This window comes from Planococcus donghaensis MPA1U2, assembly GCF_000189395.1.
GTDB lineage: Bacteria > Bacillota > Bacilli > Bacillales_A > Planococcaceae > Planococcus > Planococcus donghaensis_B.
Map to the genome: position 1 here is coordinate 49,399 of NZ_AEPB01000039.1, position 26,066 is coordinate 75,464.

The 26,066-nt window shown below is 40.8% G+C and carries 28 protein-coding genes; 19 read left to right on the forward strand and 9 right to left on the reverse strand.

What is annotated here, in order from left to right:
* From flhA to GPDM_RS12210, 11 genes are all read left to right on the forward strand, one after another.
* On the forward strand, window positions 1-2,040 hold the full coding sequence (flhA, locus tag GPDM_RS12165) for a flagellar biosynthesis protein FlhA (RefSeq protein WP_008431777.1): 2,040 nt from the start codon (window positions 1-3) through the stop codon (window positions 2,038-2,040).
* On the forward strand, window positions 2,037-3,146 hold the full coding sequence (flhF, locus tag GPDM_RS12170; RefSeq protein WP_008431778.1) for a flagellar biosynthesis GTPase FlhF: 1,110 nt from the start codon (window positions 2,037-2,039) through the stop codon (window positions 3,144-3,146). Before flhA ends, flhF begins: the two co-directional genes overlap by 4 nt.
* Entirely contained in the window at window positions 3,139-4,008 is an 870-nt protein-coding gene (locus tag GPDM_RS12175; RefSeq protein ID WP_008431780.1) for a MinD/ParA family protein, read from the forward strand. Before flhF ends, GPDM_RS12175 begins: the two co-directional genes overlap by 8 nt.
* 35 nt (window positions 4,009-4,043) lie before the next feature.
* Window positions 4,044-4,802: a FliA/WhiG family RNA polymerase sigma factor gene (locus GPDM_RS12180; RefSeq protein ID WP_008431782.1), complete on the forward strand. Its 759-nt coding sequence runs from the start codon at window positions 4,044-4,046 to the stop codon at window positions 4,800-4,802.
* A 30-nt stretch (window positions 4,803-4,832) separates the two neighbouring features.
* On the forward strand, window positions 4,833-5,270 hold the full coding sequence (locus tag GPDM_RS12185) for a DUF6115 domain-containing protein (protein WP_008431783.1): 438 nt from the start codon (window positions 4,833-4,835) through the stop codon (window positions 5,268-5,270).
* On the forward strand, window positions 5,271-5,708 hold the full coding sequence (locus GPDM_RS12190; protein WP_008431784.1) for a YaaR family protein: 438 nt from the start codon (window positions 5,271-5,273) through the stop codon (window positions 5,706-5,708).
* Between the two features lie 20 nt (window positions 5,709-5,728).
* Entirely contained in the window at window positions 5,729-6,079 is a 351-nt protein-coding gene (locus GPDM_RS12195; RefSeq protein ID WP_008431785.1) for a PilZ domain-containing protein, read from the forward strand.
* Between the two features lie 145 nt (window positions 6,080-6,224).
* Window positions 6,225-6,989 (forward strand): hypothetical protein, encoded by a 765-nt coding sequence (locus tag GPDM_RS12200; protein WP_008431786.1) that lies wholly within the window; start codon window positions 6,225-6,227, stop codon window positions 6,987-6,989.
* A gap of 47 nt (window positions 6,990-7,036) precedes the next feature.
* Window positions 7,037-7,501, forward strand: coding sequence for a hypothetical protein (locus GPDM_RS12205; RefSeq protein ID WP_008431787.1), 465 nt, complete (start codon window positions 7,037-7,039; stop codon window positions 7,499-7,501).
* Between the two features lie 25 nt (window positions 7,502-7,526).
* Window positions 7,527-7,670, forward strand: coding sequence for an NUDIX hydrolase (locus GPDM_RS16640; RefSeq protein ID WP_158004629.1), 144 nt, complete (start codon window positions 7,527-7,529; stop codon window positions 7,668-7,670).
* Entirely contained in the window at window positions 7,657-8,076 is a 420-nt protein-coding gene (locus GPDM_RS12210; protein WP_050789214.1) for an NUDIX hydrolase, read from the forward strand. The genes GPDM_RS16640 and GPDM_RS12210 overlap by 14 nt, the downstream gene beginning before the upstream one ends.
* 284 nt (window positions 8,077-8,360) lie before the next feature.
* On the opposite strand, the gene GPDM_RS12215 is transcribed toward GPDM_RS12210, so the two are convergent.
* Window positions 8,361-8,732, reverse strand: a complete 372-nt coding sequence (locus tag GPDM_RS12215) for a DUF3899 domain-containing protein (protein WP_008431788.1) — start codon at window positions 8,730-8,732, stop codon at window positions 8,361-8,363.
* Window positions 8,733-8,868: 136 nt separating this feature from the next.
* Here GPDM_RS12215 and GPDM_RS12220 point away from each other — a divergent pair, with 136 nt between their 5' ends.
* From GPDM_RS12220 to GPDM_RS12235, 4 genes are all read left to right on the forward strand, one after another.
* Entirely contained in the window at window positions 8,869-10,512 is a 1,644-nt protein-coding gene (locus GPDM_RS12220) for a peptide ABC transporter substrate-binding protein (protein WP_008431789.1), read from the forward strand.
* Between the two features lie 561 nt (window positions 10,513-11,073).
* Window positions 11,074-12,003 (forward strand): ABC transporter permease, encoded by a 930-nt coding sequence (locus GPDM_RS12225; protein WP_008431790.1) that lies wholly within the window; start codon window positions 11,074-11,076, stop codon window positions 12,001-12,003.
* Window positions 12,000-13,058, forward strand: a complete 1,059-nt coding sequence (gene opp3C / locus GPDM_RS12230; protein WP_008431791.1) for an oligopeptide ABC transporter permease — start codon at window positions 12,000-12,002, stop codon at window positions 13,056-13,058. The genes GPDM_RS12225 and opp3C overlap by 4 nt, the downstream gene beginning before the upstream one ends.
* A gap of 13 nt (window positions 13,059-13,071) precedes the next feature.
* On the forward strand, window positions 13,072-14,106 hold the full coding sequence (locus GPDM_RS12235) for an ABC transporter ATP-binding protein (RefSeq protein ID WP_008431792.1): 1,035 nt from the start codon (window positions 13,072-13,074) through the stop codon (window positions 14,104-14,106).
* A 68-nt stretch (window positions 14,107-14,174) separates the two neighbouring features.
* On the opposite strand, the gene GPDM_RS12240 is transcribed toward GPDM_RS12235, so the two are convergent.
* The 5 genes from GPDM_RS12240 to GPDM_RS12260 form a co-directional block, all read right to left on the reverse strand.
* On the reverse strand, window positions 14,175-15,380 hold the full coding sequence (locus tag GPDM_RS12240; RefSeq protein WP_008431793.1) for an NRAMP family divalent metal transporter: 1,206 nt from the start codon (window positions 15,378-15,380) through the stop codon (window positions 14,175-14,177).
* 21 nt (window positions 15,381-15,401) lie between these two features.
* The gene (locus GPDM_RS12245) at window positions 15,402-16,172 is read right to left on the reverse strand and encodes a LamB/YcsF family protein (protein WP_008431794.1); all 771 of its coding nucleotides are present in this window, start codon (window positions 16,170-16,172) and stop codon (window positions 15,402-15,404) included.
* The gene (locus GPDM_RS12250; RefSeq protein WP_008431796.1) at window positions 16,169-17,149 is read right to left on the reverse strand and encodes a 5-oxoprolinase subunit C family protein; all 981 of its coding nucleotides are present in this window, start codon (window positions 17,147-17,149) and stop codon (window positions 16,169-16,171) included. Before GPDM_RS12250 ends, GPDM_RS12245 begins: the two co-directional genes overlap by 4 nt.
* Window positions 17,133-17,831, reverse strand: a complete 699-nt coding sequence (gene pxpB, locus GPDM_RS12255) for a 5-oxoprolinase subunit PxpB (protein WP_008431798.1) — start codon at window positions 17,829-17,831, stop codon at window positions 17,133-17,135. The genes GPDM_RS12250 and pxpB overlap by 17 nt, the downstream gene beginning before the upstream one ends.
* 261 nt (window positions 17,832-18,092) lie before the next feature.
* Window positions 18,093-18,941: a transporter substrate-binding domain-containing protein gene (locus GPDM_RS12260; RefSeq protein ID WP_008431800.1), complete on the reverse strand. Its 849-nt coding sequence runs from the start codon at window positions 18,939-18,941 to the stop codon at window positions 18,093-18,095.
* Between the two features lie 286 nt (window positions 18,942-19,227).
* On the opposite strand from GPDM_RS12260, the gene GPDM_RS12265 reads away from it, so the two are divergent.
* Both GPDM_RS12265 and GPDM_RS12270 read left to right on the forward strand, forming a co-directional pair.
* A complete protein-coding gene (locus GPDM_RS12265) occupies window positions 19,228-20,145 on the forward strand; it encodes an ABC transporter ATP-binding protein (protein ID WP_008431802.1) in 918 nt (305 codons plus the stop codon).
* On the forward strand, window positions 20,145-21,755 hold the full coding sequence (locus GPDM_RS12270; RefSeq protein WP_008431804.1) for an ABC transporter permease: 1,611 nt from the start codon (window positions 20,145-20,147) through the stop codon (window positions 21,753-21,755). Before GPDM_RS12265 ends, GPDM_RS12270 begins: the two co-directional genes overlap by 1 nt.
* Window positions 21,756-21,800: 45 nt before the next feature.
* Here GPDM_RS12270 and GPDM_RS12275 read toward each other — a convergent pair whose 3' ends face one another.
* Together GPDM_RS12275 and GPDM_RS12280 are read right to left on the reverse strand one after the other, a co-directional pair.
* Entirely contained in the window at window positions 21,801-22,490 is a 690-nt protein-coding gene (locus GPDM_RS12275; protein ID WP_008431806.1) for an LrgB family protein, read from the reverse strand.
* Window positions 22,490-22,855, reverse strand: a complete 366-nt coding sequence (locus tag GPDM_RS12280; RefSeq protein ID WP_008431808.1) for a CidA/LrgA family protein — start codon at window positions 22,853-22,855, stop codon at window positions 22,490-22,492. Before GPDM_RS12280 ends, GPDM_RS12275 begins: the two co-directional genes overlap by 1 nt.
* Window positions 22,856-23,369: 514 nt before the next feature.
* Here GPDM_RS12280 and brnQ point away from each other — a divergent pair.
* Complete coding sequence (brnQ, locus tag GPDM_RS12285) at window positions 23,370-24,740, forward strand: branched-chain amino acid transport system II carrier protein (protein WP_008431810.1); 1,371 nt, start codon at window positions 23,370-23,372, stop codon at window positions 24,738-24,740.
* 94 nt (window positions 24,741-24,834) lie between these two features.
* Here the strand turns inward: brnQ and GPDM_RS12290 are convergent, their stop codons facing one another.
* Window positions 24,835-25,497, reverse strand: a complete 663-nt coding sequence (locus GPDM_RS12290; protein ID WP_008431812.1) for a GntR family transcriptional regulator — start codon at window positions 25,495-25,497, stop codon at window positions 24,835-24,837.
* 182 nt (window positions 25,498-25,679) lie between these two features.
* Between GPDM_RS12290 and GPDM_RS12295 the strand changes: the two genes are divergently transcribed.
* Window positions 25,680-26,036: a SpoIIAA family protein gene (locus GPDM_RS12295; protein WP_008431814.1), complete on the forward strand. Its 357-nt coding sequence runs from the start codon at window positions 25,680-25,682 to the stop codon at window positions 26,034-26,036.
* The last annotated feature ends 30 nt before the right edge of the window (window positions 26,037-26,066 follow it).

Consider the following 26,066-nt stretch of genomic DNA (forward strand, 5'->3'; position numbering starts at 1 on the left):
GTGAAATTAAGAGATTATGCCATCATGGTAGCCGTTATCATGATTGTGGTGATGATGGTCATCCCTCTTCCGCCGCTCTTGTTAGATGTATTAATTATGATCAATATCAGTCTTGCCTTAACCATTCTATTGGTGGCAATGAATACAAAAGAACCGCTGCAATTTTCTATTTTCCCTACGTTACTATTGTTAACAACATTATTCCGATTAGGATTAAACGTTTCAACGACTCGTTCGATTTTAACCAATCAAACAGGTGGGCAAGTGATTGAGACATTTGGTTCGTTTGTGGTCGGGGGAAGCGCCATTATTGGTATTTTGGTCTTCCTGATCTTAGTGATTATCCAGTTTCTTGTTATCACAAAAGGGTCTGAGCGAGTAGCCGAAGTTGCTGCACGTTTTACGCTTGACTCGATGCCCGGTAAACAAATGAGTATTGATGCTGACCTTGGTGCGGGTATGATTTCGGACCAAGAAGCCAAAAATCGCCGTGAAAAAGTCGGCTCAGAAGCAGATTTCTACGGGGCTATGGACGGTGCTAGTAAATTTGTTAAAGGAGATGCCATTGCCGGTATCATTATTACTATCATAAATATTATTGGTGGTCTATTAATTGGTGTCATGGTCCATGGTTTGCCGTTTGCAGAAGCTGCTCAGTTGTTTGCATTGTTATCTATTGGAGATGGGTTAGTTTCACAAATTCCTGCGCTCTTGATTTCAACAGCGATGGGTATTGTTGTGACACGTGCCGTATCCGAAGGTAATTTAGGTTCAGATATTACAAAGCAACTTTTTGCATATCCAAAGATGTTGTACATTGTTGCCGGAACGTTAGTGATGTTTGCAGTCTTTACGCCAATTAGCCCGATGTTAGTAGGTCCGATTGCGGCCGTTATCGCTTATGGCGCATTCCAAATGCAACGAACATTAAAGTCTGAAGAAAAACAAGAAGTTGAAATAGGCAAAGACGATAAAGAAATAGAAGGCATGAAAAGTCCTGAAAGCGTCATCGACTTGTTGCACGTAGATGCCATTGAATTTGAATTTGGTTACGGTCTTATCCCGATTGCGGATAAAAACCAAGGGGGCGATTTGCTCGATCGTGTCATTATGATTCGTCGTCAATGTGCGATGGAGTTAGGCATAGTTGTCCCAGTCATCCGAATTCGTGACAATATCCAATTGCAACCAAATGAATACGTTATTAAGATCAAAGGCAACCGGGTGGCATCAGGTGAAATTATGCTGGATCATTATTTAGCTATGAGCCCGGGTGTTGACGACGAATCAGTAGAAGGCATTGAAACGATTGAACCGGCCTTTGGTATGCCAGCGTTATGGGTGGATGAAGATATGAAAGAAGAAGCAGAAATGGCAGGTTACGCCATTGTCGATCCACCATCTGTTGTGTCCACTCATTTAACTGAAGTGATCAAACGTCATGCTCATGAATTAATCGGCAGACAAGAAGTGAAATCACTCATTGAAAATATGCGCGAAACCGCACCAGCGGTAGTCGAAGAATTGGTGCCAAACTTAATGACTATTGGCGAAGTGCAAAAAGTACTCATGAAGTTATTAAAAGAAAAAGTATCGATTCGCAATTTACTAGCGATTTTGGAAACACTAGCTGACTATTCCTCGCAGACAAAAGATCCCGATTTGTTGACCGAGTATGTTCGCCAAGCCTTATCCCGCCAAATTACTTTGCAGTACGCAACACCGAAAGAACCGCTGCAAGTCATCACAGCAGGAGCAAGCTTAGAAAAGAAATTTGCTGATTCGGTGCATCGAACAGAACAAGGTAATTTCTTGTCTATTGATCCAGAATCTTCCCAAACGATTTTTCAGAGGATCACAGAACAAGCAGCACAGCTTCAGCAAAGTGGCGTTCAGCCAATTTTACTGACCTCTCCTGCAATTCGCATTTACATGAGGCAATTTGTTGAGCGTTTTGCACCGGACCTGCCCATCTTGTCCTATAATGAATTAGAACCGGAAATCGAAATTCAAAGTGTTGGAGTGGTGAACATCTCATGAGATTAAAAACATATATCGTCAGCACAATGGCTGAAGCAATTCCGATGATCAAACGGGATTTGGGTGAGGACGCGTTAATACTAAATACAAAAAAGATCAAGACGGGTGGATTTTTAGGGCTTTTCAAAAAAAACAAGCTAGAAGTTACGGCTGCTATCGATCCAGGAGCAGCAAAAAAACGCAAACAGATTGAAGAAGTAGAAGCAGAACCCCCTACAGATTTAGACGTGCAACAAGATACCTCGGCTGACTTGATCAACGAATTAAAGAACATTAAGCAGTTTATGGTGCACCAAATCAAACAAGAAAGCCTTCCAAAAGAGTTGCAAGTAGTGAAAGAGCGATTGACGCAACAAGAAGTTTCAGCTGATGTTCAAGAAAAATTAATTGAAAAGTTAATGACGAGAGACGAGTCGGAGACAGCGCCTGCTACAGAGAATACGTGGCAAGTAGCTCGCGAAAAGCTAATCAGCATGATCGTGGAAAACCAAACACATTCTACCGCTGAAAATCCAAGAATTACGTGCTTTATTGGGCCAACCGGTGTCGGAAAAACGACAACAATTGCTAAAATTGCAGCGAGTCACACATTAAATAGCGATAAAAAAGTAGGATTGATAACAGCGGATACGTATCGTATCGCGGCTGTTGAGCAATTGAAAACTTACGGTGGCATTTTGAATATCCCAGTCCAGGTGATTGAGTCATCAGCGGATTTAACAAAAGCAATTGAGGATTTCGAGGATTGTGACATTATTTTAATTGATACTGCAGGACGCAATTATCAACAAACGGAATATGTCGAAGAGTTAAAGAATTTATTGCCGGCTGACAGCAATGTGCAAGTGCATTTAGTGCTCAGCCTTACCGCTAAATATGAAGACATGAAAAGAATTATAGACAACTTCCAATCGATTTCAACGAATGAGTTGCTACTAACAAAAAAAGACGAAACAGGCTCTTCGGGAGCCATATTGAACTTGATTTGTCATTACGATATTCCAATCCGTTATATTGCGAATGGACAAAATGTGCCAGATGATTTATTGGCACTCACTCCTGAATTGGTAGCGGATTTTGTCATGGGGGAAGAAAATCATGCTTGACCAAGTGAGCCAGTTAAGAGAAAAAATGCTGAAGAAGAAGTCTGGAGTCCTTGATTTAAAACCCATAAAGAAAACAAGAGTATTAGCGGTTACGAGTGGCAAAGGCGGAGTGGGGAAAACCAATTTCGCGCTAAACTTTGGTTTAAGTCTCGTAGAACAAAATAAAAAAGTATTGATTTTTGATGTGGATCTTGGCTTTGCCAATATTGATGTGTTGCTCGGGCAAATGCCACGGGAAACCATTGCTACCATGATTGAAAAAGATTTAACGGTTTACGACATCATTGAAGAAGGACCGAATGGCTTGCTGTTTATTTCCGGCGGCAACGGCTTTAATGAGTTGTTTCGAATGGACGACTTGAAACTTAAAAAGTTTTTCCAAGAATTAGGGACGCTTCAAGGTCAAGTTGATTACATCATATTGGATACAGGTGCAGGGTTGTCTTATGAGAACCTTCGATATATTTTGGCTGCGGATGATGTGATTTTGGTAACAACTCCTGAGCCAACCTCGATTACAGACGCTTATTCGATTGTAAAAATGGTCCATGGAAAAGATCCCAATGTTCACATGAAGTTAGTGGTAAATCAATGCGTTAGTTTGAAAGAAGGACAGCGAACAGCTGCCAACTTCAAGCAAGCAGCTGAGCAGTTTTTAGGAAAAGAAATTGGAACCTTAGGATCTATTCCTAACGATTCCCACATTCCAGAAGCAGTGAAAAAGCAGCAGCCGCTCATGTTGGCCTATCCATCTAGTGAATCGGCCATAGCCATTCGCCAAATGACCGGGGAATTTCTACAACTCCGGATGCCTTATAAATTAGGTCTTAAAGGATTTATCATGAAAATGTTATTTAAATAATAGCGGCTTCCCGCTTGGAAATGGTGGTGAAAATCATGCTGAATCATAAATTATCAAAAGAAGAGCTCGTTTGTTGGAGTGACTGGCAACAACACCGTGACCCAGATGCTGGTGAATACCTAGTGGAACAGTATCTTCCTTTGGTCGATTACGTGATTCAACGATTCATGATCAGTTTGCCCAAGACTGTCGAAAAAGATGACGTTCGCAGTTATGCTTATGAGGGATTGCTTGATGCTCTCAGCAAATTCAATATTGAGAGAGACTTGAAATTTGAAACTTATGCTTCTTGGCGGATTAAAGGGGCCATCATTGATGGACTCCGCCAAAGTGATTGGCTCCCGAGGTCTGTTAGAGACAAAGTGAAAAAAATTGAAAAAGCCTTTCTGTTATTAGAGCAGCAAAGTGGCGTCTCGGTTTCGGATGAAGAAGTGAGTTCTTATTTAGGAATTACGAAAGCAGAGCTCAATAAAACCGTTTCTGAAGCGGCTTTATCAACAATGATATCAATGGACGATGACAATTTCGAAGAACAAGGAAAGCTTGTAAATTACCATGTAGATTCACCAGAGCGACACTTATCAGAACAAATGAGAAAAGAGTCGTTGGTACGTGCGATTGAACGACTTCCTGAAAAAGAAAAAATTACAGTGTCCTTGTGTTATTTTGAAGAAATGAAGTTAACTGAAATCGCTGAAATTCTAAATGTTAGCGTCTCTAGAGTGTCTCAGCTTCACTCAAAAGCAATGCTTCGATTACACGCTTCAATTTTATCTGTACATGACAATTACTAAAAGTAAAAAAACAGATTGGAGGCCAAAGTGATGACAATGGAATATTTATTAATTGCTGCGAGTATTTTTCTGTTGTTGCTAAATCTCTTGTTGATGCTGACAGTCAAAAGTAAGAGAAATGATGAGGGCTCAGATGGAGTCTATGAAAGCATGGCCAATTTTGTAACGCAACTCGAAGAAGAAAACAATGAACTTTACGATAAATTAACCACCTATATAAAAAATAGTGAAATGCAACTATCAGAACGGATCAAGCAATTGGAAAAAAGAGAAGTATCAACATTTCTTGAAAAAGCCATGCCTTATGAAACTTCTATAGAAATAGAGAAAATTATGCAACTTTCCAAACAAGGATTTTCTCCTAAGCAAATTGCTAAGGTGCTACAAATCGATTATGGCAAAGTAGATCTTATTGTTCATATGAATAGCATGAAGCGAAGCAACTCCAAAGGGAACGGGGTGTTGTAATTGCGCATTGATAGCCAAACGACTATTCAGAATGACAGGGTATCTAAACAATTAACCAATAGCAAAACGAACACCCCTTTTGCCTCAGCTATGAACAAGTCTCAATCAAAATTACATCACGACTCATTAAATCGGTTAATGGAACATGTAGACAAACAAGGACAAAAGCTAGCAAATCAGCGGACCTTTGAAAATTTGGTTAGTTACAAACAAGCGGTAAAGAAATTTGTTAGTGAATCGGTTCAATATGGCCTGCATCTATCAGATGAACAAAGTTTTACTTCAGACGGTAGTATAAAGCCGCAACAAATTGTGAAAATTATCGATAAAAAACTAATTGAAATTCAAGACCAAATATTGGATAATGAAAAAGAAGGTATCAGTACTTTAGATCTAGTTGGTGAAATCAAAGGGTTGCTCATTAACTTATACATGTGAGTAAGGATGGAGAGGGCGAAATGTCAGAAAATCGTCGTGAATTTTTTCGAGTTAGTTTCAATCAAGCTTTGAGTGGAAAAGTTTCAGTGTATGGAGGCAGTTTTTTACCGATTCAAATTTATGATGTAAGTGCAGGGGGCCTAGTATTTTCTTCCCCCCTCAATCTCCCAATAGGAGAAAGCGTGTCTTGTAGCTTTGAATTATTAGAGAAAGACTTTTTACTTGAAGGAGCTATTGTGCGAAAAGCAACAGGAGTAGATGTAGTGGAATGCGGAGTAGAATTTTCTGTAAGCCAAGGAGCATCTTCGGAATTATTCAAGCAACTAAACTACTATCAAATTCGTCAGCGCAAAAGTTTATTGGAGGATTAACTTCACCCCCTCAAAAAAGAGCAGGCCATGTGCCTGTTCTTTTTTGTTTCGTAAAATTAGATAGAAAGTGGTTTTACTTGCGAGAAGGAATTTCTAAAGAAAAAATAGAAGTAATAGCCAAGCGAATAAGAAGAAGAAGGTGGATATGATAGAAGCACCAGCAGCAATTCTTACGGTATGGCACCAGTTTGATGGCTTTCCAATGGAGACGTTGACCAAGACTTGGTACTACCAGCGCTCAGGCAAAAATAAGCAACGTAGCGTGGAACAAATGCAGGCACATTACCATCAGTACAAGATCACAGGAAATTGTTTTGATTTGGCGATTTGGTTGCTGTCAGCTTTTGATGAGGCAGGGATCAAAGCGTATCCAATAGGCAGCCACTTGAAAACAGAACAAGCTCATGCAGCCATACTAGCTGAAGATCAGTCTGGTCGGAGATTTTTATGTGATTTGGGGGACCAGTGGATTCAACCGATTTTAATCGACTTTACGAGTACAGCGTTTGATAGCAATAAACAGACGGGTTTTTTCCCGGGAGCGGAAGTGCAAGTACGGCCGGTTGAAAAAGGGTTTGAGATTGTGTATTTTCGACCGAATGGCAAAAAGTCCAGTCAAGTTTATATGACAGAACCTATTGAACGTGAATACTTTTGGGAAGCAGCCGAATATTCTCAACACCATATCCGTCCGGAGCCGCTGGTGGAAGTTCGGTTACAGGTTAAAGATGAAACCGTCCACTGGGAATTTGATAATTGGCATAGCTTTTGGAGTACGAAAACAGGGCTGTATCGGGATTCAAATGTTGAAACCTTACAAGATTGGGTAGCAAGAATTCATGAAAAAACACAGTATGAAAAAGAATTTTTACTAGAAGCTTTAAGTTACTATAAAGATTTAAAAAAATGAATAATAGTATCGATAAGCTGCAATAAAAAAGGGCAGGTGACATATGTATGGAACTTAAAACACAATTGCAGTTTGAACTGACAGAGTTTGCAGACAATCGAGGAGAAGAACGAATACCGGCTCGTGGCAATTATGATTATTGGCTCTTATTAATGGAGTATTTTTTAGCCAAATCCGATAGTTTTGAAATTCATTGTTGGAATGACGAAGTGGTCGCCATTGAAGAGTTTACGTCAAATGTGCCGGGATTGTTCGAACTTACAGAAAAAAATGGCATGACAATTTTTACAGGTTTACTAACCGTAGAAATCGCTGAATTTTTGATCACGCGACCAGTGAATGCAGGAAAAAGACTACCGTGGTTTTCCGTGTTTTTAAGTAATGGAGAACAACATGTTTTTTCTTCAGAGCATTGGGGAACTGAATTTTTTGTTCCGGATGTAACGGAAGAAGATTTGTTGTTTATTAAACATGTTGCACCTGATGGTACTCTTTTTAATCAATATACTTAATATTATGGAAAATGAGGCAATAAAAATGGAAACAGAACAGTTACGTGTTTACGATGAACACCGAGTAGCACAAGGCGTAGCGAGTCGACAGACGGTTCATGAACAAGGTTACTGGCATGAAACTTTTCATTGTTGGGTAGTTAGCCGCGAGACATTTGTTAGCAGATGAAACCGTTCAAGACGGGGTTCGAGAAGTGCGTGAAGAACTTGGACTCAGAGTGGAGTTTAACGAACTCATCCCTCTTGGCACCGTTAAAGATCAACTCCTCATCGGTAATTTCAACGACAATGAGCACTGTCATTGCTTTTTATATCGCAAAAAAGACAACTATGACGAAACGTTCGAGTTACAAAAAGAAGAAGTTTCGGGTATAGCAAAAGTTGATTTTAGAGAATTAGCTGCGTTAGTTTCAGGTGGGAAAACAAAAATAGAAGTGGAAGGATTTTTGTCGACGCTCGAAGATAGACAGTATTTTAGGAAAGAGATTGGCTTAACGGATTTGGTGCCCCATAGCAGTCTTTACTGGCAGATTATTATTGAGCAAATCGAGCTAGTATTAATCCAAAGGTCTTGACGAATAAACCTCTTGATAGGTTGTACCCACTTATAGAAAGGGGGTATTGAGACGAATTTGATTCACCACTTTCATTTCCTGAAATACGCCTACCTATATTGGCTCTAGCGATGGCGCGCCCATGGGGTAGACGGAGCAAAAAGACAGGCGGTTTTCCTGGCTTTTTGCGGGAGTCATCCCCAAAGCGACCAGCGCGGTTTTACTATCTCACATTATACAAGCAGACTTCATCTACAGTCTTAGGGCATAACCTCTTAATAGGTTATGCCCTTTTATCTAGCCAATTAACTCAAAAAATACATAGCAGAAGAAATCAGTAAGCTACCGATGCAAAAGAACAAGCCAATTTGTAGAAAAGATGTGCGGTGAGGAAATTCTCTGCGAAAACTTACGGATTCCAACGAACGTTTTTCGCTTTCACGGATAAGCTGATCTTTTTTATTTGTTTTTGCAAAAAAGTTTCGAGTGCTTTTTAAGAACGCTGTAAAAAACTGACCTTCGATCAATATCATCACTGAATAAATCATGATTAGTAAAAGTCCGATGAGAAATAAAGCGTCAAACCAAGCTGCAAGAGTCCACTGCTTATATAGAAGGAAAGATAAAACGAGCGAAATGCTCAGCGAAATAAGAAATAAAATAAGCTTAAAATTCATGTTATGTATTCCTTTCTGTACTCAATTAAAGATTACCATGCATTATATATATTTGAAAATTTAAACATCTTGTTGCCTAATTATAAAATAACAATTATGATTAAAAAGAATTATCAAACTAATTGGGGGTAGGAATATGTGGAGAGATAGAAAAACGCAAATTTTCATGGTGATGATTGCATTTGTTTTATTCTTAGCAGGCTGTAACTTTAATTCTTCAGACAGTTCAAATGAAGAAAGTGGCGGCTCAGAAGGGGAAGCTGGACAAGTACTAAACATCTCAACTGCAGCAGACATCCCTACGTTAGATTCTACAAAAGCACATGACGGCATTGCCTTTACGGTTTTGAATAACGTCAACGAAGGCCTTTACCGTCAAGACGAAAACCATGAACCAATTGAAGCTTTAGTAACAGACCATACAGAAAACGAGGACCAAACTGTCCATACGTTTACATTGCGCGATTCAAACTGGAGTAACGGAGAGCCCGTTACTGCACAAGATTTCGAATTCGCTTGGAAACGCGTAATGAAAGATGCAAGTCCATATAGTTTTATGTTCGTTACAGCAGGTATTAAAAATGCTGAAGCGATCATGAACGAAGAAATGGATGCAGAAGAATTGGGCGTTAAAGCAATTGACGAGAAGACATTGGAAGTTACATTAGAAGCAGCTAACCCATTGTTCCAATCATTGATGACGTTCCCAACATTCTTACCTCAAAACCAGAAATTTGTTGAAGAGCAAGGCGATCAATATGCATTAGAAGCAGAAAACATCCTATTCAACGGACCATTCACATTAGTGGACTGGACGCACGAACAAGGTTGGAAATACGAAAAGAACGAAGACTACTGGGATGCAGATGCAGTTAAGTTAGACGCAATCAATGCATACGTTGTAAAAGACCCAGCAGCGGGTATCAACTTGTACGAAACGAACAAAATTGACCGCGTCGTATTAAGTTCAGAAGCGGTTGACCAAAACAAAGGCGACGAAAACTTTGAAACAATTTTAGAGCCGGAGATCTTTTTCCTTCGCTTTAACCATAACCACCCAGTATTAGGGAATGAAAACATTCGTAAAGCCGTTAACATGGCAATCGACAAAGAAAGTTTAACAGAAGTTATTTTGAAAGACGGCTCTACTGCATTAAACGGTGTCGTTCCAAAAGGATTCTTCCAATCTCCAGCAGGCGAAGATTTCCGCGACTTAAACGGAGATTTTAATACAGGCACAATCGAAGAAGCACAAAAATTGTGGGAGCAAGGACTGGAAGAAACTGGCGCAACAGATGTAGCGGTTTCGATCAACATTGCAGACTCAGAAGACCACAAAAAAGTAGCTGAGTATATTCAAGCGCAACTAGAAGACAACCTTCCAGGATTTAAATTAGATATTAAAGCCGTTCCATTCGCTCAACGTCTAGAAATCGAAAAAGCAATTGAATACGATTTGTCGCTTTCTTCATGGGGACCAGATTATAGCGATCCAATGACTTACTTGGATATGTGGTTAGAAGGCGGATCTGCTAACCGTATGGATTATTCAAATGAAAAAATTCAGGAATTGGTTGCGTCAGCAAGAACGGAAACGGATGCTGAGAAACGCTACCAAATGTTGTTGGACATTGAAAAAGTCTTGTTAGAAGAAGATGCAGCAATCGCACCTCTTTACCAAGGTGGAACAGCTGTATTGATGAGAAGCAAAATTAAAAATCTATTAGTACACCCAACAGGCGCTTCATTCTCTTACAAATGGGTGACGATCGAAGAATAAAACAGGTTTGCAGCTTATAGATACGAGGGTGTAGCCGGTTTCCCGGGCACCCTCGTATTTTTGATGGTTTAAGAGAAACTAAATTTGTTAGCTTTTATTTAGAAAATGAACAAAGTGAGGTTCTACAATTGGTACTTCCAGTAAACTAAATTAGCGACGGCGCGTCCACGGGCTAGGCGAAGCTATGAGACGAGTGGTTTTCTCGGCTCGTAGCGGGAGCCATGCCCAAAGCGATGTATAACAGGTAGCTTGTTACTTGAGTTTTCTTATATATCATTTTTTGCATCTTGTTTTTCTAGCTACAGCTGCCAGATTCTCGGGGTCATAAGCCACCTCGGCTGTGCGACTGAAACCATGTCGCTTCGCCAATGCGTCTTATGCCCGTCGAATCTAAACGGCAGCTTGCGCTTTTCTTGTCTAGCTCCAGCACCCAGCTCTTAGGGTCATAAGTCAACCCAGCGGCGTGGCAAAGAACGCCACTCTGCTGGTCTGCCTTATGCCCGTCAGAGCTACATGGGTGCTTGCGCTTTTCATTTCACCCTATAGAACTGAGGTGTTCATATGACACGTTATTTACTGCAGCGAATTGGCTTTATGCTTATTACGCTTTTCATTATTGTCACAGCGACGTTTTTCTTAATGCAGCTCTTACCAGGAACACCGTTTACTAATCCAGAAAAATTAACGGATAGCCAATTAGCAATTTTAAATGCTAAATATGGCCTGGACCAACCTGTTGCTATGCAATACATACAGTACATTGGGAACTTGCTTCAAGGGGATTTGGGGTATTCGTTCCAACATGAAGGACGGACGGTTACAAGTATGATTAGCGACCGGATTGGACCTTCTGCATTTATCGGCCTCCAAGCTTTAGTGTTTGGTGCTGTTGTTGGATTGTTGCTCGGAATTGTTTCAGCTTTAAAACATAACTCGATTTTGGATTATGGTTCCGTGACATTGGCTGTATTGGGAATGTCGATTCCGTCATTCGTCTTTGCGGCGTTATTGCAATATTACGTTGGCGTTAAATTGGGTTGGCTGCCTGTTGCTTTATGGGAAGGTTACTCCAGTACGCTGTTACCATCCATTGCTTTGTCTGTGACGGTCACAGCGACTGTTGCCAGGTTTATCCGCAGTGAGATGCTTGAAGTAATCGGACAAGATTATATCATCACAGCGAGAGCAAAAGGATTAAAAGAAAACCAAGTAATGGTCAAACACGTAATCCGCAATGCGCTAATTCCGGTTGTGACGATGTTAGGGCCATTGGCGGTTTCAATCATGACAGGTACGTTAGTGATTGAAAAGATATTCGCGGTACCAGGACTAGGTGAACAATTCACGTTATCAATTCTTGTGCTCGACTACAGCGTAATTATGGGAATCACCATCTTTTATAGTGCGTTGTTTATTTTTGTGGTCTTTGTTGTAGATATCATTTACAGCTTATTAGATCCACGCATTAACTATAAGGGGGGAGCGGCATGACCAAAAATACACCAAACCTTCCTCCGCACCAAGATTTGCAAGTACAAAACCAATATGCATATGATGAAATTCCATCAGACTTATTTGTGAAAGCACCGCTTGACCAACGAAAAAGTGAAGAAATTGGAACGCCTGCTGTTTCTTTTTGGAAAGAAGCGTTTCAACGTCTCATTAAAAACAAGGGAGCGATGATTTCATTAATCTTGCTGGTTTTCTTAATTGTTTTAGCGTTAATTGGACCCGGAATGAACGAATTTTCTTATCGCGAACAAAACTTAGCACATTCTAATTTGCCCCCCAAAATTGAAGGTCTAGAGTGGATGGGCTTTAATGGCGCGAACTCACAAGGTGTCGATCAGTATGCAGAGCGCGATGTTCAGATCAATTACTGGTTTGGAACCGACGAATTTGGGCGCGATCTTTGGACACGCGTGTGGAGAGGTACTCAAATTTCGTTGTTTATCGCTTTAGTGGCAGCTGCACTCGATTTGGTAATTGGCGTAATTTACGGTGGTATCTCTTCTTTTTATGGAGGACGTATCGATAATGTTATGCAGCGAATCATTGAAATTCTAATGGGGATTCCGAACTTGATCGTAATTATTTTGTTTATATTGGTATTAGAGCCTGGGATTACATCCATTATTTTAGCGATGGTCATAACAGGGTGGGTTGGAATGGCGCGTGTTGTGCGTGGCCAAGTGCTGCAGTTGAAAGGCCAAGAGTTTGTGTTGGCTTCACGGACACTAGGAGCTTCAAATCCAAGACTCATTTCTAAGCACCTTTTGCCAAATGTCATGGGACCGATTATTGTCACAGTGATGTTCACGATTCCAACGGCGATTTTCTTTGAAGCCTTTTTAAGTTTTATCGGACTGGGGCTACAAGCACCACTGGCTTCTCTAGGCGTACTCATTGAAGACGGCTACAAATCGATGCGTTATTTCCCATATAAATTAATTTTCCCGGCTTTGGTGATCAGCATCATCATGATTTCTTTCAATCTACTTGGCGATGGACTGCGTGATGCACTCGATCCGAAAATGAGAAAATAAAGGAGTTCCGACCATGACCAATACCATTTTGACAGTCGAAGATTTGCATGTAGCGTTTAAAACTCAACACGGTAAACTGACAGCGGTACGGGGCGTGAACTTTGAGTTGAAAAAAGGAGAAACACTCGCAATTGTTGGGGAATCGGGTTCGGGGAAATCTGTAACTGCGAAATCCATTATGCAGCTACTCCCGAAAGCGACAACCGAAGTGACAAAAGGCGATATTCATTACAACGGTGAAAGTTTACTGAAGATGTCGAAAAACCAAATTACCGATTTACGCGGCTCGGAAATTTCAATGGTGTTTCAAGATCCAATGACTTCATTAAATCCGACGATGAAAGTCGGCAAACAAATTATGGAAGGCGTTCAGCGTCATGAAAACTTAACAAAAGCGCAGGCGCGTGAACGTGCACTAGATATGCTGAAGTTAGTAGGGATTCCGCAAGCAGAAAGCCGGCTTGATAATTATCCGCACCAGTTCTCTGGAGGGATGAGGCAGCGTGTGGTAATCGCGTTGGCGCTTGCTTGTAACCCGAAGGTATTGATTGCAGATGAACCGACGACCGCTTTGGATGTAACGATTCAAGCGCAAATTCTTGAGTTGATGAAAGACTTACAAAAGAAAACCGAAACGGCCATTATTTTAATTACCCATGACTTGGGCGTAGTGGCGAATATGGCAGATCGTGTGGCTGTAATGTACGGCGGCAAAATTGTCGAGCAAGGAACGCTAGATGAGATTTTCTATAACCCGCAGCACCCGTATACATTGGGACTTTTACGTTCCATGCCAAAACTAAATGAAGACCGTGGCCAGCCGTTAATGCCGATTGCGGGTTCGCCACCAAATTTAGCAACACTTGGAGAAGGTTGTGCATTTGCTGCGAGGTGTCCGCATACGATGACGGTATGCCACACGTACACTCCACGCGATACAGTGACGGAAACAGGGCATTCTGTAGCATGTTGGTTACAAGATTCACGCGTAGCTAAAGAAGCGGATAAAGCAGAACTTGTAGAGTCAGGAAATTCTTCAACTGAATAAGCACGACGAAAAAACCAGGAACGCCTCGATTGGGCTTTCCTGGTTTTATTGTTTCGAGCAACTTTATCTTATTTAAACAATGCCGGTATCCCATTCATCAATGTGTAAATGCCCATCCATGCCATGGAAATGACAATGACAATACCGAAAATCGTCATCCACAACGGATGTTTGTAGTCGCCAACAATTTTCACTTTATGAGCAGCGATCAACATAACGCCAAGTGCAATCGGTAAAATCAAACCGTTAACCGATCCAACAAGCACTAAAATCAATACCGGTTTGCCGATAATGACGAAAACGGCTGTCGAGATAACGATAAAGCTGATGGTCAGCAAACGATGGTATTTTTCAAGTGACGGGCTAAATGAACGGATAAACGATACAGATGTGTACGCAGCACCGACAACAGAAGTGACAGCTGCAGCCCACATAACAATTCCGAACATTTTGTAACCGATGTTACCCGCGGCAAGTTGAAAGACCGAAGCTGGTGGATTGTCTGGGTCTAGAGAAAGACCTTGCGACACGACTCCTAGTACAGCTAAAAATAAAATAATACGCATCAGTGAAGCAATCGCGATTGCATAAATTGAGCTTCTTGTGACTTCTGGTAATGCGGCTTTGCCGGTTAGTCCTGCGTCAATCAATCGGTGACCACCCGCAAAAGTAATGTAACCCCCAACAGTACCACCGACTAACGTGACAATGGCAAAGATGTCTATGTTATCGGGTATAAATGTTTTGGCAATGGCTTCACCTACAGGTGGTTGAGCGGTAATCATGACGTAAACGGTTAAGCCGATCATCACAAAGCCGAGGATTTGTGCAAAACGGTCCATTGCGCGTCCTGCTTCTTTAACAACAAAGATGCCAATCGCCAGCAGCCCACTTAAAAGAGCACCAGTTTTTGGATCGATTCCAAACAAGACGTTCGTACCGAGTCCAGCACCGCCGATATTCCCGATATTAAAGGCGAGACCGCCCATCACTACGAGTAAAGAAAGAACATAACCGAGACCAGGTAAAACGTCATTGGCGATGTCTTGAGCTCGTTTCCCAGATACTGCAATGATGCGCCAAATGTTTGTTTGTGCACCGATATCAATAATAATCGAAATTAAAATAACAAATCCAAAAGAGGCGAGTAAGGTCTCTGTGAAAACGGTTGTTTGTGTTAAAAAACCGGGCCCAATCGCTGACGTAGCCATTAGGAAAGCAGCGCCTAGCAAGACACTGCGGTTCGTGTTTTTCATTTTCGGGGCACTTTTCATCAAAATCCTCCTAAGTATGTATTAAACAAATTCACTTACTTTTACGATATTGATATTTGATTCTTGTAGAGATTTAGAAATTTGGACCGCAAAATCCAATGCGTGAATTCCGTCACCATGTATGCAAATCGTATCTGCTTGTAGCGAAGCATCTGTTTGATCGACCGTTGTGACTTTATTTTCTTTTACCATGCGAACGACTTGGTCTATAGCGAGTTTGGAATCCGTGATTAACGCATTGCTTTGTGTTCTTGGCGTTAACGAGCCGTCTTGTTGATACGTGCGATCTGAAAATACTTCATTGGCTGTGCGCAGTCCGATGTTTTTACCAGCTTTTACGATTTCACTGCCAGACAGTCCGAACAGCACAAGCTCTGGGTCAATTTTATAAACAGCTTCTGCAATCGCTTGGGACAATGCAGCATCTTTTACAGCCATATTGTATAAAGCTCCGTGCGCTTTGACGTGTTGCAATTGACCGCCTTCTGCTTTGACAAAGCCTGACAAAGCACCAATTTGATAGACGACTAGGTCATAAGCTTCTTGAGGAGATAACGCTAAGTTGCGGCGTCCAAAACCGACTAAGTCTTGAAGTCCGGGATGTGCGCCAATGCCCACATTTTTCTCAAGTGCCAGTTTGACGGTTTTTCGCATCGTGGTTGGATCGCCTGCATGAAAGCCACAAGCGATGTTCGCTGACGTTACGTAATCGAGAATTTCTTCATCGTTGCCCATTTTATAAGCACCAAAACTTTCTCCCATGTCGCAGTTTAAATCTACTTTATACGTCATTTCCATTCCTCCTGTTTTAATTGGATTGAGGCTTTTATTTCACGAATGTGCTGTTCTTGTTCGATATAGCGTTGTTGTGCGTCAGCTAAGGAAATTTCCTTGAAGCGTAAACTTTGTCCTTGTTTTAATTGCGCGATAAGCGGTAAGTCGACAGATGCCACTTGGCCGATTTTTGGGTAGCCTCCTGTTGTTTGACGGTCAGCCATTAAAATAATCGGGTTGCCATCAATTGGAACTTGAACAGAACCAAACGCCACCGCTTCGGAAATCAATTCAGTGGGCTCCTCTAAAGCTAGACTTGGACCTTCTAATCGGTAGCCCATGCGGTCAGAGTTGCCGGAGACAGAGAAAGCTTCCGTGAAGATTTGGTCTTTGCTAGTATTATTGAACAACTCAAATTGTTTTCCTTTGATCATCCGGATAATGGGTTCTTCGAAATAACGAGCGGGCGGAACAAGCCAATCAAATTCATTGTCGCTGCTTCGTTCGAGTGCTTTTAGTTGTATGGGAGTCAATTCACCATTATGTATGTCATCGCCTTTGGTTAAAGAACGTCCTTTAAATCCACCGATTCCGGCACGTAAATAAGTAGAACGGCTGCCCATTACCTCTTCGACTTGAATACCGCCAGCAACTGCTAAATAACAGCGTGCACCGATGCGAGGCTCACCAAACGTTAGGGTACTATCTTTTTTTACAACGAGCATTCGCCACGTTTTTATAGGGCTACCATTTATTTGAGGACTTAAATCTCCGCCACACAAAGCAATAAGGGTATCTTCAGTAAATTGAATTTTAGGTCCGACTAGTGAAATCTCAAGTGTCGCCAATTGTTCGTCATTTCCAACGAGCAAATTAGCTAAGCGGTGCGCGAAAGGATCCATTACACCACTCGCAATGACGCCATACTTTTGAAATCCAATTCGACCTAAGTCTTGAACTGAAGTTTGTAAGCCACCTTTAAGTATTTTCAGCATTTGGCTCGTCCTCCCATGCATGATACTCTTTTTCTGAAATTTCCTTGAAAATAATTTTGTCTCCTGCTTGAAGCAAACTTGGGATATCATCTTCGGGTCGAAACAGTCGAATCGGTGTGCGCCCAATCAATTGCCAACCGCCAGGAGTTTCAATTGGATAAGCACCGGTTTGATTGCCCGCAATGCCGACCGTACGCTCTGGGATACGGAGGCGCGGTGAATCGCGACGGGGTGCAGCAATTTTTTCAGACATGCCTCCGATAAACGGAAATCCTGGAGCAAAGCCAATCATATGAACGGAATAATCACCAGACGTATGAATATCGATAACTTCGCGAGTGGTTAAGTTGTTGTGCTGTGCGACAAATTCCAAATCGGGTCCGAATTCACCGCCATAACAAACGGGAATTTCGATAGTTCTTGATTGGGTGGGGAGGTCTTCCCCTAAATGGTTTAAAAGTTCTTTCATTTCCATTTTTACTACATCGTATGTTGCGATACATGGATCGTAAAAGACGGATACAGTTACAAAAGCCGGGATCACTTCGATCAACCATTCCGGTTGCCGATTTTCTAGAAGAACAGAAAGTTTTCTTACTTGTTGTTCCGTTTCTTCATCGATTTTATTGCCAAGCTCAACCACAATTGCCTGATCACCAAGCGGCGAAAAAGAAGCTTTCATCAACATTCCTCCATATCCAGATAATTCTTACTTATTCATTCTAGTATACGAGTTAGCTAGGTGTACAGGATAGATTAGAAAGGCGCAAATCCCGTTTGGACAGTATTTCCTATCATTTGGACAGTATTCAACCTCATTCGGACAGTATTTCGAGTGATATGGACAGTATTGCTCATTATTCGGATTGTATATCCAATAAGTGGGAAAAATGATCAGTTTCCATGAAAAAAAACTGCTCAAATAATGAGCAGCTTCTTAATATTATTCTTCAATATTCACTTTTTCAGTTACATCGGCGCCGTTGAAGAATTCTGCAGAGATTTCAGCGATTGTGCCGTCTTCAAGCATTTCTTCAATCACACCATTCACATTGTCCGCTAGTTCTGAGTTGTCTTTGTTCATAACAACGCCAACTTCAGAAGGGCTGTATTTCAAGTCCGGGTGAATCGTAATTTCTAGCTCTGGAAACGCAGCTAGCGCTAAAGTTTGTAGATAGTAGTCATTTAAAATGACATCTGTGCGCCCGATTGCCACATCGCGCAAGTAAGTTTCATTAGTTGCGTTGTCGTATACCACTTCTTCAGCACCGTATTCACGGGCCATTTGCATGTAAACAGATGTTGAAGCACCTGCTGCCTTTTTGCCTTCTAAATCTTCTAGCGTCTCAATTCCAGACAAATCTCCTGAACGAACAATCGCAGTTCCGTAAGAGTATTTGAATGGCGTCGAGAAGATGAAGTTTTCTTCACGGTCTTCTGTAATTTCGATGTCGTTCGCAGCCAAATCAACTTGTCCTGTTTGAACAGAAGTTAACATTTCATCAAATCCAAGTTCCGTGAACTCAATTTCAAGTTCAAGACGCTCGCCAATTTCACGTACAACTTCGACTTCAAATCCCGTTAACTCATCAGATCCTTCAGAGCGGTAAGAGGTCGGAAATAATGTACCAGATGTAGCAACAGTTAAGCTACCTTCTTCTTGGATTTCATCCCAAGCTGATTTTTCTTCTTCTGTAGCTGTATCTTCGTCATTTCCACAAGCGCTTAAAAGCGACACAATCGCAAGACCAGCAACCATGGACAATTTTTTACTCCAAAATAATTTTTTCAATTGTTATTCCTCCTATAGTTTTCTAGCCTATAAAACATAGCATTATTGGCGAGCGGAGACAACGGTTACGCGACTAATTTATCAATAAAAATTACTGTTTTAATAAATATCGGAAAAATCAGATAATTAAGCGTGATTTGTGGACTGAAATAAGCGATGGTTGTATTCTAAAATAGAACAAGTCCGTGAAAAATGACCGAGCTGGATTTGGAATCATATTGGGTAAGGTAGACGAATATTTTGATATTCAACAGAAAAGCTTTTACACCAGTAAGGAGGAAGAATCATGACAGTTTTAAGAACGGTCGATTTGACGAAAAAATTTGGTGATTTTGCAGCATTAGACAAAGTAAATATTGAAGTGGGCGAAGGAGAAGTATATGGATTTATCGGACCCAATGGCTCAGGAAAATCAACAACTTTGCGCGTTCTTCTTGGCATTTTAAAAGCGACAGAAGGACGAGCTGAAATTTTTGGCAAAGATTCATGGAAAGATGCAGTGGAAATTCATAAGCGTGTAGCATACGTGCCGGGAGAAGTGAGCTTGTGGCCAAACTTAACAGGTGGCGAAGTTATTGATTTGTTGGTCAAATTACGCGGTGGCAATTCTTCTCACCGTCGAGAAGAGCTAATTCAGAAATTTGACTTGGATCCGAGCAAAAAATGCCGTACGTATTCCAAAGGGAATCGTCAAAAGGTGGCATTGATTGCAGCGCTGTCATCGGATGTTGATTTGTATATATTAGATGAGCCTACTTCTGGTCTCGATCCTTTGATGGAACGAACCTTTCAAGAATATATTATCGAGGAAAAAAAACAAGGCAAAAGTATTTTATTATCAAGCCATATTTTGTCTGAAGTCGAGAAGCTTTGCGACAAAGTGGCGATTATTCGCGAAGGCAAAATTATTGAAACCGGATCATTAAAAGACTTACGTCATTTGACGGGAACGATTTTGTTGGTAGAGACGAAAAAACCAATTTTGGATTTGGCTAACGTACGAGGAGTTAGCGGGATTCAACCAAAAGGAAATGCGGTGTCTTTCCAAGTAGATAGTGGAGAAGTGGCTTACGTGATTAGTTATATTAGCCAGTTCGAAATTGTCCGTATTGAAAGCTCACCACCGACGTTGGAACAATTATTTATGCGTCATTACGAAGTCAGTGATAAAACCAGCGGAATAGGAGCAGGGGGTGAAGCTTAATGAACCGGCACCTGATTGAAGGTACAGGTACATTAATTCGATTTATTTTGCGGCGTGATCGCCTACGGTTGCCGATTTGGATCGCTTCGTTTATCGCAATTTCGGTAATTGTAGCGATAGCCTTTGCGGGGCTGTATCAAACCAATGCAGAAAGAATAGCTATAGCTGAGACCATGCAAAATCCTGCTGTGATTGCCATGCTTGGTCCAGGCTATGGCTATGGTCTTGAAAATTACCCAATTGGAGCGATAACGGCACATGAAATGCTGTTGATGACTGCGATTGTGGTTGGGTTAATGAATATCTTGTTGATGATTCGCCATACGCGTACAGATGAAGAAGATGGCCGTATTGAAATGGTTCGTTCTTTACCGGTAGGGCGGCTGTCTAATTTGTTATCGGTATTGGTCGTGTTAACAGGCGTGAATGTTTTATTGGCGTTATTGCTTGGATTTTCATTAACGGTTCTAGGAATAGAAGGAATGGGGCTTGAAGGATCGCTCCTATACGGTTCAGCTTTAGGTGCGAGTGGGATGATTTTTGCAGGAGTGGCTGCTATTTCTGCGCAATTGTCTTCAAATGCTAGAAGTACATTAGGGTTCGCTTTTACCGTTTTGCTGGCGGCCTATATTATCCGTGTAATTGGTGACTTAAGAAATGAGGCATTATCATGGTTTTCACCACTTAGTTGGGTTTTACGAACAGAAGTGTATGTCAATAATTATTGGTGGCCGATATTATTGACGGTGTCAGTAGCACTAGTATTAATGGGGATAGCTTTATACCTCAATTCAATTAGAGATTTAGGTTCTGGCTTTATCCCATCGCGATCTGGAAAAGATAAGGCTTCAAAAACGCTACTCAGCTCATTCGGCCTGGTCTTCCGGCTTCAACGAACGGGGTTCATCATTTGGGGAATTGGGCTTTTGGTTATTGGTGTTATATACGGTTCGCTTTTTGGAGAATTAGAAACTTATTTTGATGAAATTGATCTTATGCAACAAATGGTTATTTTAGTAGAAGGATTTTCGTTAACCGAACAATTTATCCCATTACTCATGTCGATTATCGCTATTTTATCTACGATCCCCGTACTCATGTCGATTTTAAAAATAAAAACAGAAGAAAAAAATGACCGACTCGAACACCTTATAAGTCGGGCAGTTTCTAGAAATCGACTGATGGGCAGCTACTTGGCCATGTCGATTTTGACGGGGTTTGTGATGCTGACTTTGTCGTCTATCGGTTTGGGCGTAATGGGAAATATAGTAATGGAGGAAAGTCTGTCGCTTGGGACTTATTATAGCTCGGCAATGGTTTACTTTCCTGCCATCCTAATGATGATCGGAATAGCGGTATTATTGTTTGGATGGGCTGCTAAATGGACGGGGCTCGTATGGCTGTATTTAGCGTCGGCATTTTTCATTGTCTACATGGGAAGTTTGTTCCAATTTGAAGACTGGGTAGAAAAACTAACGCCGTTTGGTTATGTAACGAGAATTCCGATTGAAGAAATGGACTATTGGAGTGCAGCGATTATGGTTGTGCTCGCCATTGGTTTTATCGCAATTGGTATGATTGGCTTTAATCGCAGAGATATTGGCAAATAACAAAACCCTTCTTTCCAACTAACATGGAAAGAAGGGTTTTGTCTGTTATAACAGCAACCATGCAGCAATTGGTCCGAGTAAAGCACCGAGTACCGCGCTTAACGTCATCGCAACAGAACTCATCGAAGCTTCTTGTTGTCCGTATTCAAACGCTTTTGCCGTACCCATGCCGTGAGCAGATGTACCGAGTCCAATGCCTCGACCAATTGCCGAATCAATATGCAACCAACTTAATAAAGAAGGACCAAGAATATACCCTGTGAAACCGGCTACCATAACAAACACTGCCGCTAGGGAAGGGATGCCACCTAAATTACTGGCCACTTGCATCGCGACGGGGGTCGTTAACGATTTTGGTAAGACAGTCAAAATGAGTTGTTCGGAAAAACGAAATAACTGGGTGAACAAGACCCCACTTGCCATACCAACGGTTACCCCGGCTACGATACCTGAAATAACAGGGATCAAGTTTGTGAAAAGCAAATCTCTTTGTTTGTAGAGGGGAATCGCTAAAGCGACAACTGCAGGCCCGAGCAATGTGCCAACCCAACTACCACCTGTCATATAAGTATCGTAAGAAACATTGGCCATTACTAAAACGATGGCGAGAATTGCAGTAGAAGCAAGGACAGGATTTAACAAGGTTTTACGATACCGTAAATAAACGATATTCGTAAGAAAATAAGTAGCTACAGTTAGCGTGGCAAAAAAAGCAGCGAGTAAGTTAAATTCCATTAATCGGATCGCTCCTTTCGTTTTGCAGCATACTGACTGACCCAGCCCGCTGAAGCCATTGCAAGAAATGTACTAGCCATAACAATAGGAATTAGCAAAATTCCTTTTCCTGAAAATAGCTTGCCGTATTCAATAACCCCAACAGTTGCCGGAATAAAATAAAGCGGCAAAAATGCTAAGACGAAATGAGCTCCTGATTCAATCCATTCTAAGCGATAAATTTTCAGCATAAGAGCGGTAAAAAGTAAAAGAAAGCCAATGATGCTACCAGGCAACGGAATATTGAAAAAATCCTGTAATTGTTCACCCATTAGATAAAATCCAACAATAACAAGAATATGAAGTAGAGTATAAATATATTTCAAAGATACGCCGCCTTTCGAATAGAGTGAGGTGACTACCAATTCTTTCCGTAATAAAGTATTTTACAGCATTATGGTTGAAAAGCGAAAGCAGTTGCGTTTCTTTTACTGCCGGTTAAGAAATTAATAAGAAAAATGAAGGGGAAAATATAAAGTACGTAAAAATTTAATAAGAAAAGAGAGCGAGTTGGTAAATGAATACCGAGTGAATAGCATTTTAACGTTTTAAGGATCAATCCACGTGAAGTCTATAAAAACAACTGGAAAAATCAGTATCATTTCTAATTTTTATACATCTAAAAGTATATGTAATATACCAAAATAACTTTCATTTCATACTGAATTAATAAAATAGCAAGAAATTTTAAAATATGTGGATCAGAAGGGTTGCATTTCGAATAACATGCTGTATTATTACTTTATGCAATATATCGCAGTCTTTTTCGAAAAGAAAATGTATTATATTGGAATATATATAAAACGTATTTTAGCGTTATCATTTTAGGAGGAATTAGCAGTGGATAGTAAATTATCGTTTAAGTCATATGCAGTAGTGGGAATGATGTTGTTTGCGCTGTTCTTTGGAGCAGGGAACTTAATCTTTCCTGCACAGCTAGGGCAATACGCAGGAACAAATGTCTGGATTGCCATTGCCGGCTTTCTGATTACGGGTGTTGGTCTACCTTTACTAGGGATTTTAGCAATTGGTTATTCGAAAAGCGATGATCTTCAAGATCTATCGAGTCGTGTACACCCAGTTTATGGACTGGTTTTCACAGCAATGTTGTATTTAACAATCGGACCTTTCTTTGCTTTACCAAGAACCGGTGCAGTGTCGTATGAAGTCGGAGTTGCTCCATTCATTGGAGAGGGCAACGCAGCAATTGGTTTGCTGATTTTCTCTCTAATTTTTTACGGGGTTTCACTTTTGGTTTCTTTAAACCCAACGAAAATAGTAGATAGCATCGGTAAGATTCTTTCGCCAGCGATTTTAGTAACTCTAGGTGTATTATTGGTAGCAGCTTTTGTAAAACCAATGGGCAGTCAAGAAGCACCGCAGCCTGTATACACGAGCGGAGCTTTCTTTACAGGATTTACAGAAGGTTATAACACAATGGATGCACTCGCTTCTCTCGTGTTCGGAATTATTGTAATTTCAGCTGTTCGTAAAATGGGCGTAACTTCGTCTAAAGGTGTCTTAATGGCGACTATGAAGAGTGGTATTGTCGCATCAGCACTATTAGCCATCGTCTACACTGGAATTGCTTATTTAGGTTCAACAAGTACGGCCGTTTTAGGTGTGATGGAAACTGGTGGACCTGTGTTGAGCGGCGCTTCAAATTATTACTTTGGAACGTTTGGTGCTACGTTACTAGCGGTCATCATCATTCTTGCTTGTTTGACAACGGCAATTGGTTTAACTGTAGCTAACGCTGAATTTTTCCACAAATTGACGCCGAAAGTTAGTTATAAAGTATATGTTGTAATTTTCTCTGTCTTTTCATTGGTTGTAACCAATGCAGGACTTTCTAATATTATTACGTATTCGATTCCGGTATTAATGTTCCTATACCCATTAGCGATTGTTTTGATTATGTTAGCGTTCCTGTCTCCATTATTTAAACACGCTCAATTGGTATATGTATCGACTATTGTCGTAACTTTCCTAATCAGTATTATTGATGGATTTAAAACTTTGACTTCTTTGTTAGGTGTCGAAAATCCAGCATGGCTTCAGTCAGTAATTGATTTTTACTCGGCTACATTACCGCTTTACAGCAATGGTCTTGGATGGCTCTTGCCAGCGATTGTTGTTATTGCCATTACGACAATGATTGCTCGCACTAAGAAGAATGTAAAAGTTCAAGCAGCTCAGCAAAATTCATAATGCAAAAGTAAAGGCGGGTCCGAAAATCGGGTCTGCTTCAACATAAAAGCTGTATCAAAAGCAATTGCGCTTTTGATACAGCTTTTTATAATGTTTATATACTTTTTTCTGTAGTAAGTTCATCTATTGTTCGAGCCCAGTTTATTTTCATTAATTGAGTCACTTTTTCTGGATTTTTCTCTTTTAAGGTTTGGATAATTTCGACGTGTTCATCGTAAGAGCTTTTCGTCAACATTAATGAGTGATGGAAAAATTGTCTTCTTACATGTGATTGAAGACTGCTGAGTATCGAGTGGATATAAGGGTTATTGGCAGCATCTACAATGATTTGATGAAATTCCTGGTCAATTTTTAGAGCGGAAAAACCATCCTGGCTTTCAATGGCTTCAAGAAAGCGTTGGTTTATTTCTTCTAATAAAGTAAATGTGTCTTGATCAAGATTAGGGATGGCTAGTTCTGCTGACAAGGCCTGCAAAACGGCAAGAGGCGGAAGTAAATCTTTCAAGTCCCCTTTTTTTATATTCGTAACGCGTGTAGCTTTGCCGGGAAACATTTCTACGAACCCTTGCACTTCTAATAATTGCAAAGCTTCTCGGATAGGGGTTCTGCTTAAGCTCAATGCTTGTGCCAAATCCGTATCAATTAGTTTTTCTTCAGGTTGTAGCGTGCCATCAATAATCCATTGTTGCAATTGGAGGTAGGCACTTTCTTTGGCTGAGACACGGACAGGCTTCGTGTAGTTCACTGGAATAGGCATTGCGAGCTCTCCTTTTCTACTGCTAGATTACTCCTATTATACAGTAATACTGGCTTACGACAAAATATATTATACAATATATCGGTATACACCCGAAAACAGTCTACAAATAGCCGTTTGTTGTCTTTAAAATCGGGAATAATAAAAGGAAGAATAGATTTATATACTGAGGGGGACTAAAAATGCTATCAATCGTGCCAAGTAAGGACGTTGAAACTATTGCTATTGAATTTGAAGGTGCTGTAACACACGAAGATGCGATGAAAATTGATAAAATCATTCAAGATAAATACGCAGATAAAGGCAGGTTTAATATTTACGCCATTATAAGTGAAGAAAATGGAGCAACATTTGAAGGCCTTGAAGAAAGCATGAGGAAAAATAGAGAGGCGTGGAATCACTTTCACAAATTTGCCGTCATTAGTTCGAGTCATGGGGAAGAACAACTGGTTGAAATGAAACTTCTATTGCCAGATATTGAAGTGAAATATTTTAAACTAGACGAAATGAATGAAGCATGGGAATGGATCCAAGAGTAAAAAAAGTNTGTNTATATATATATAACGTAA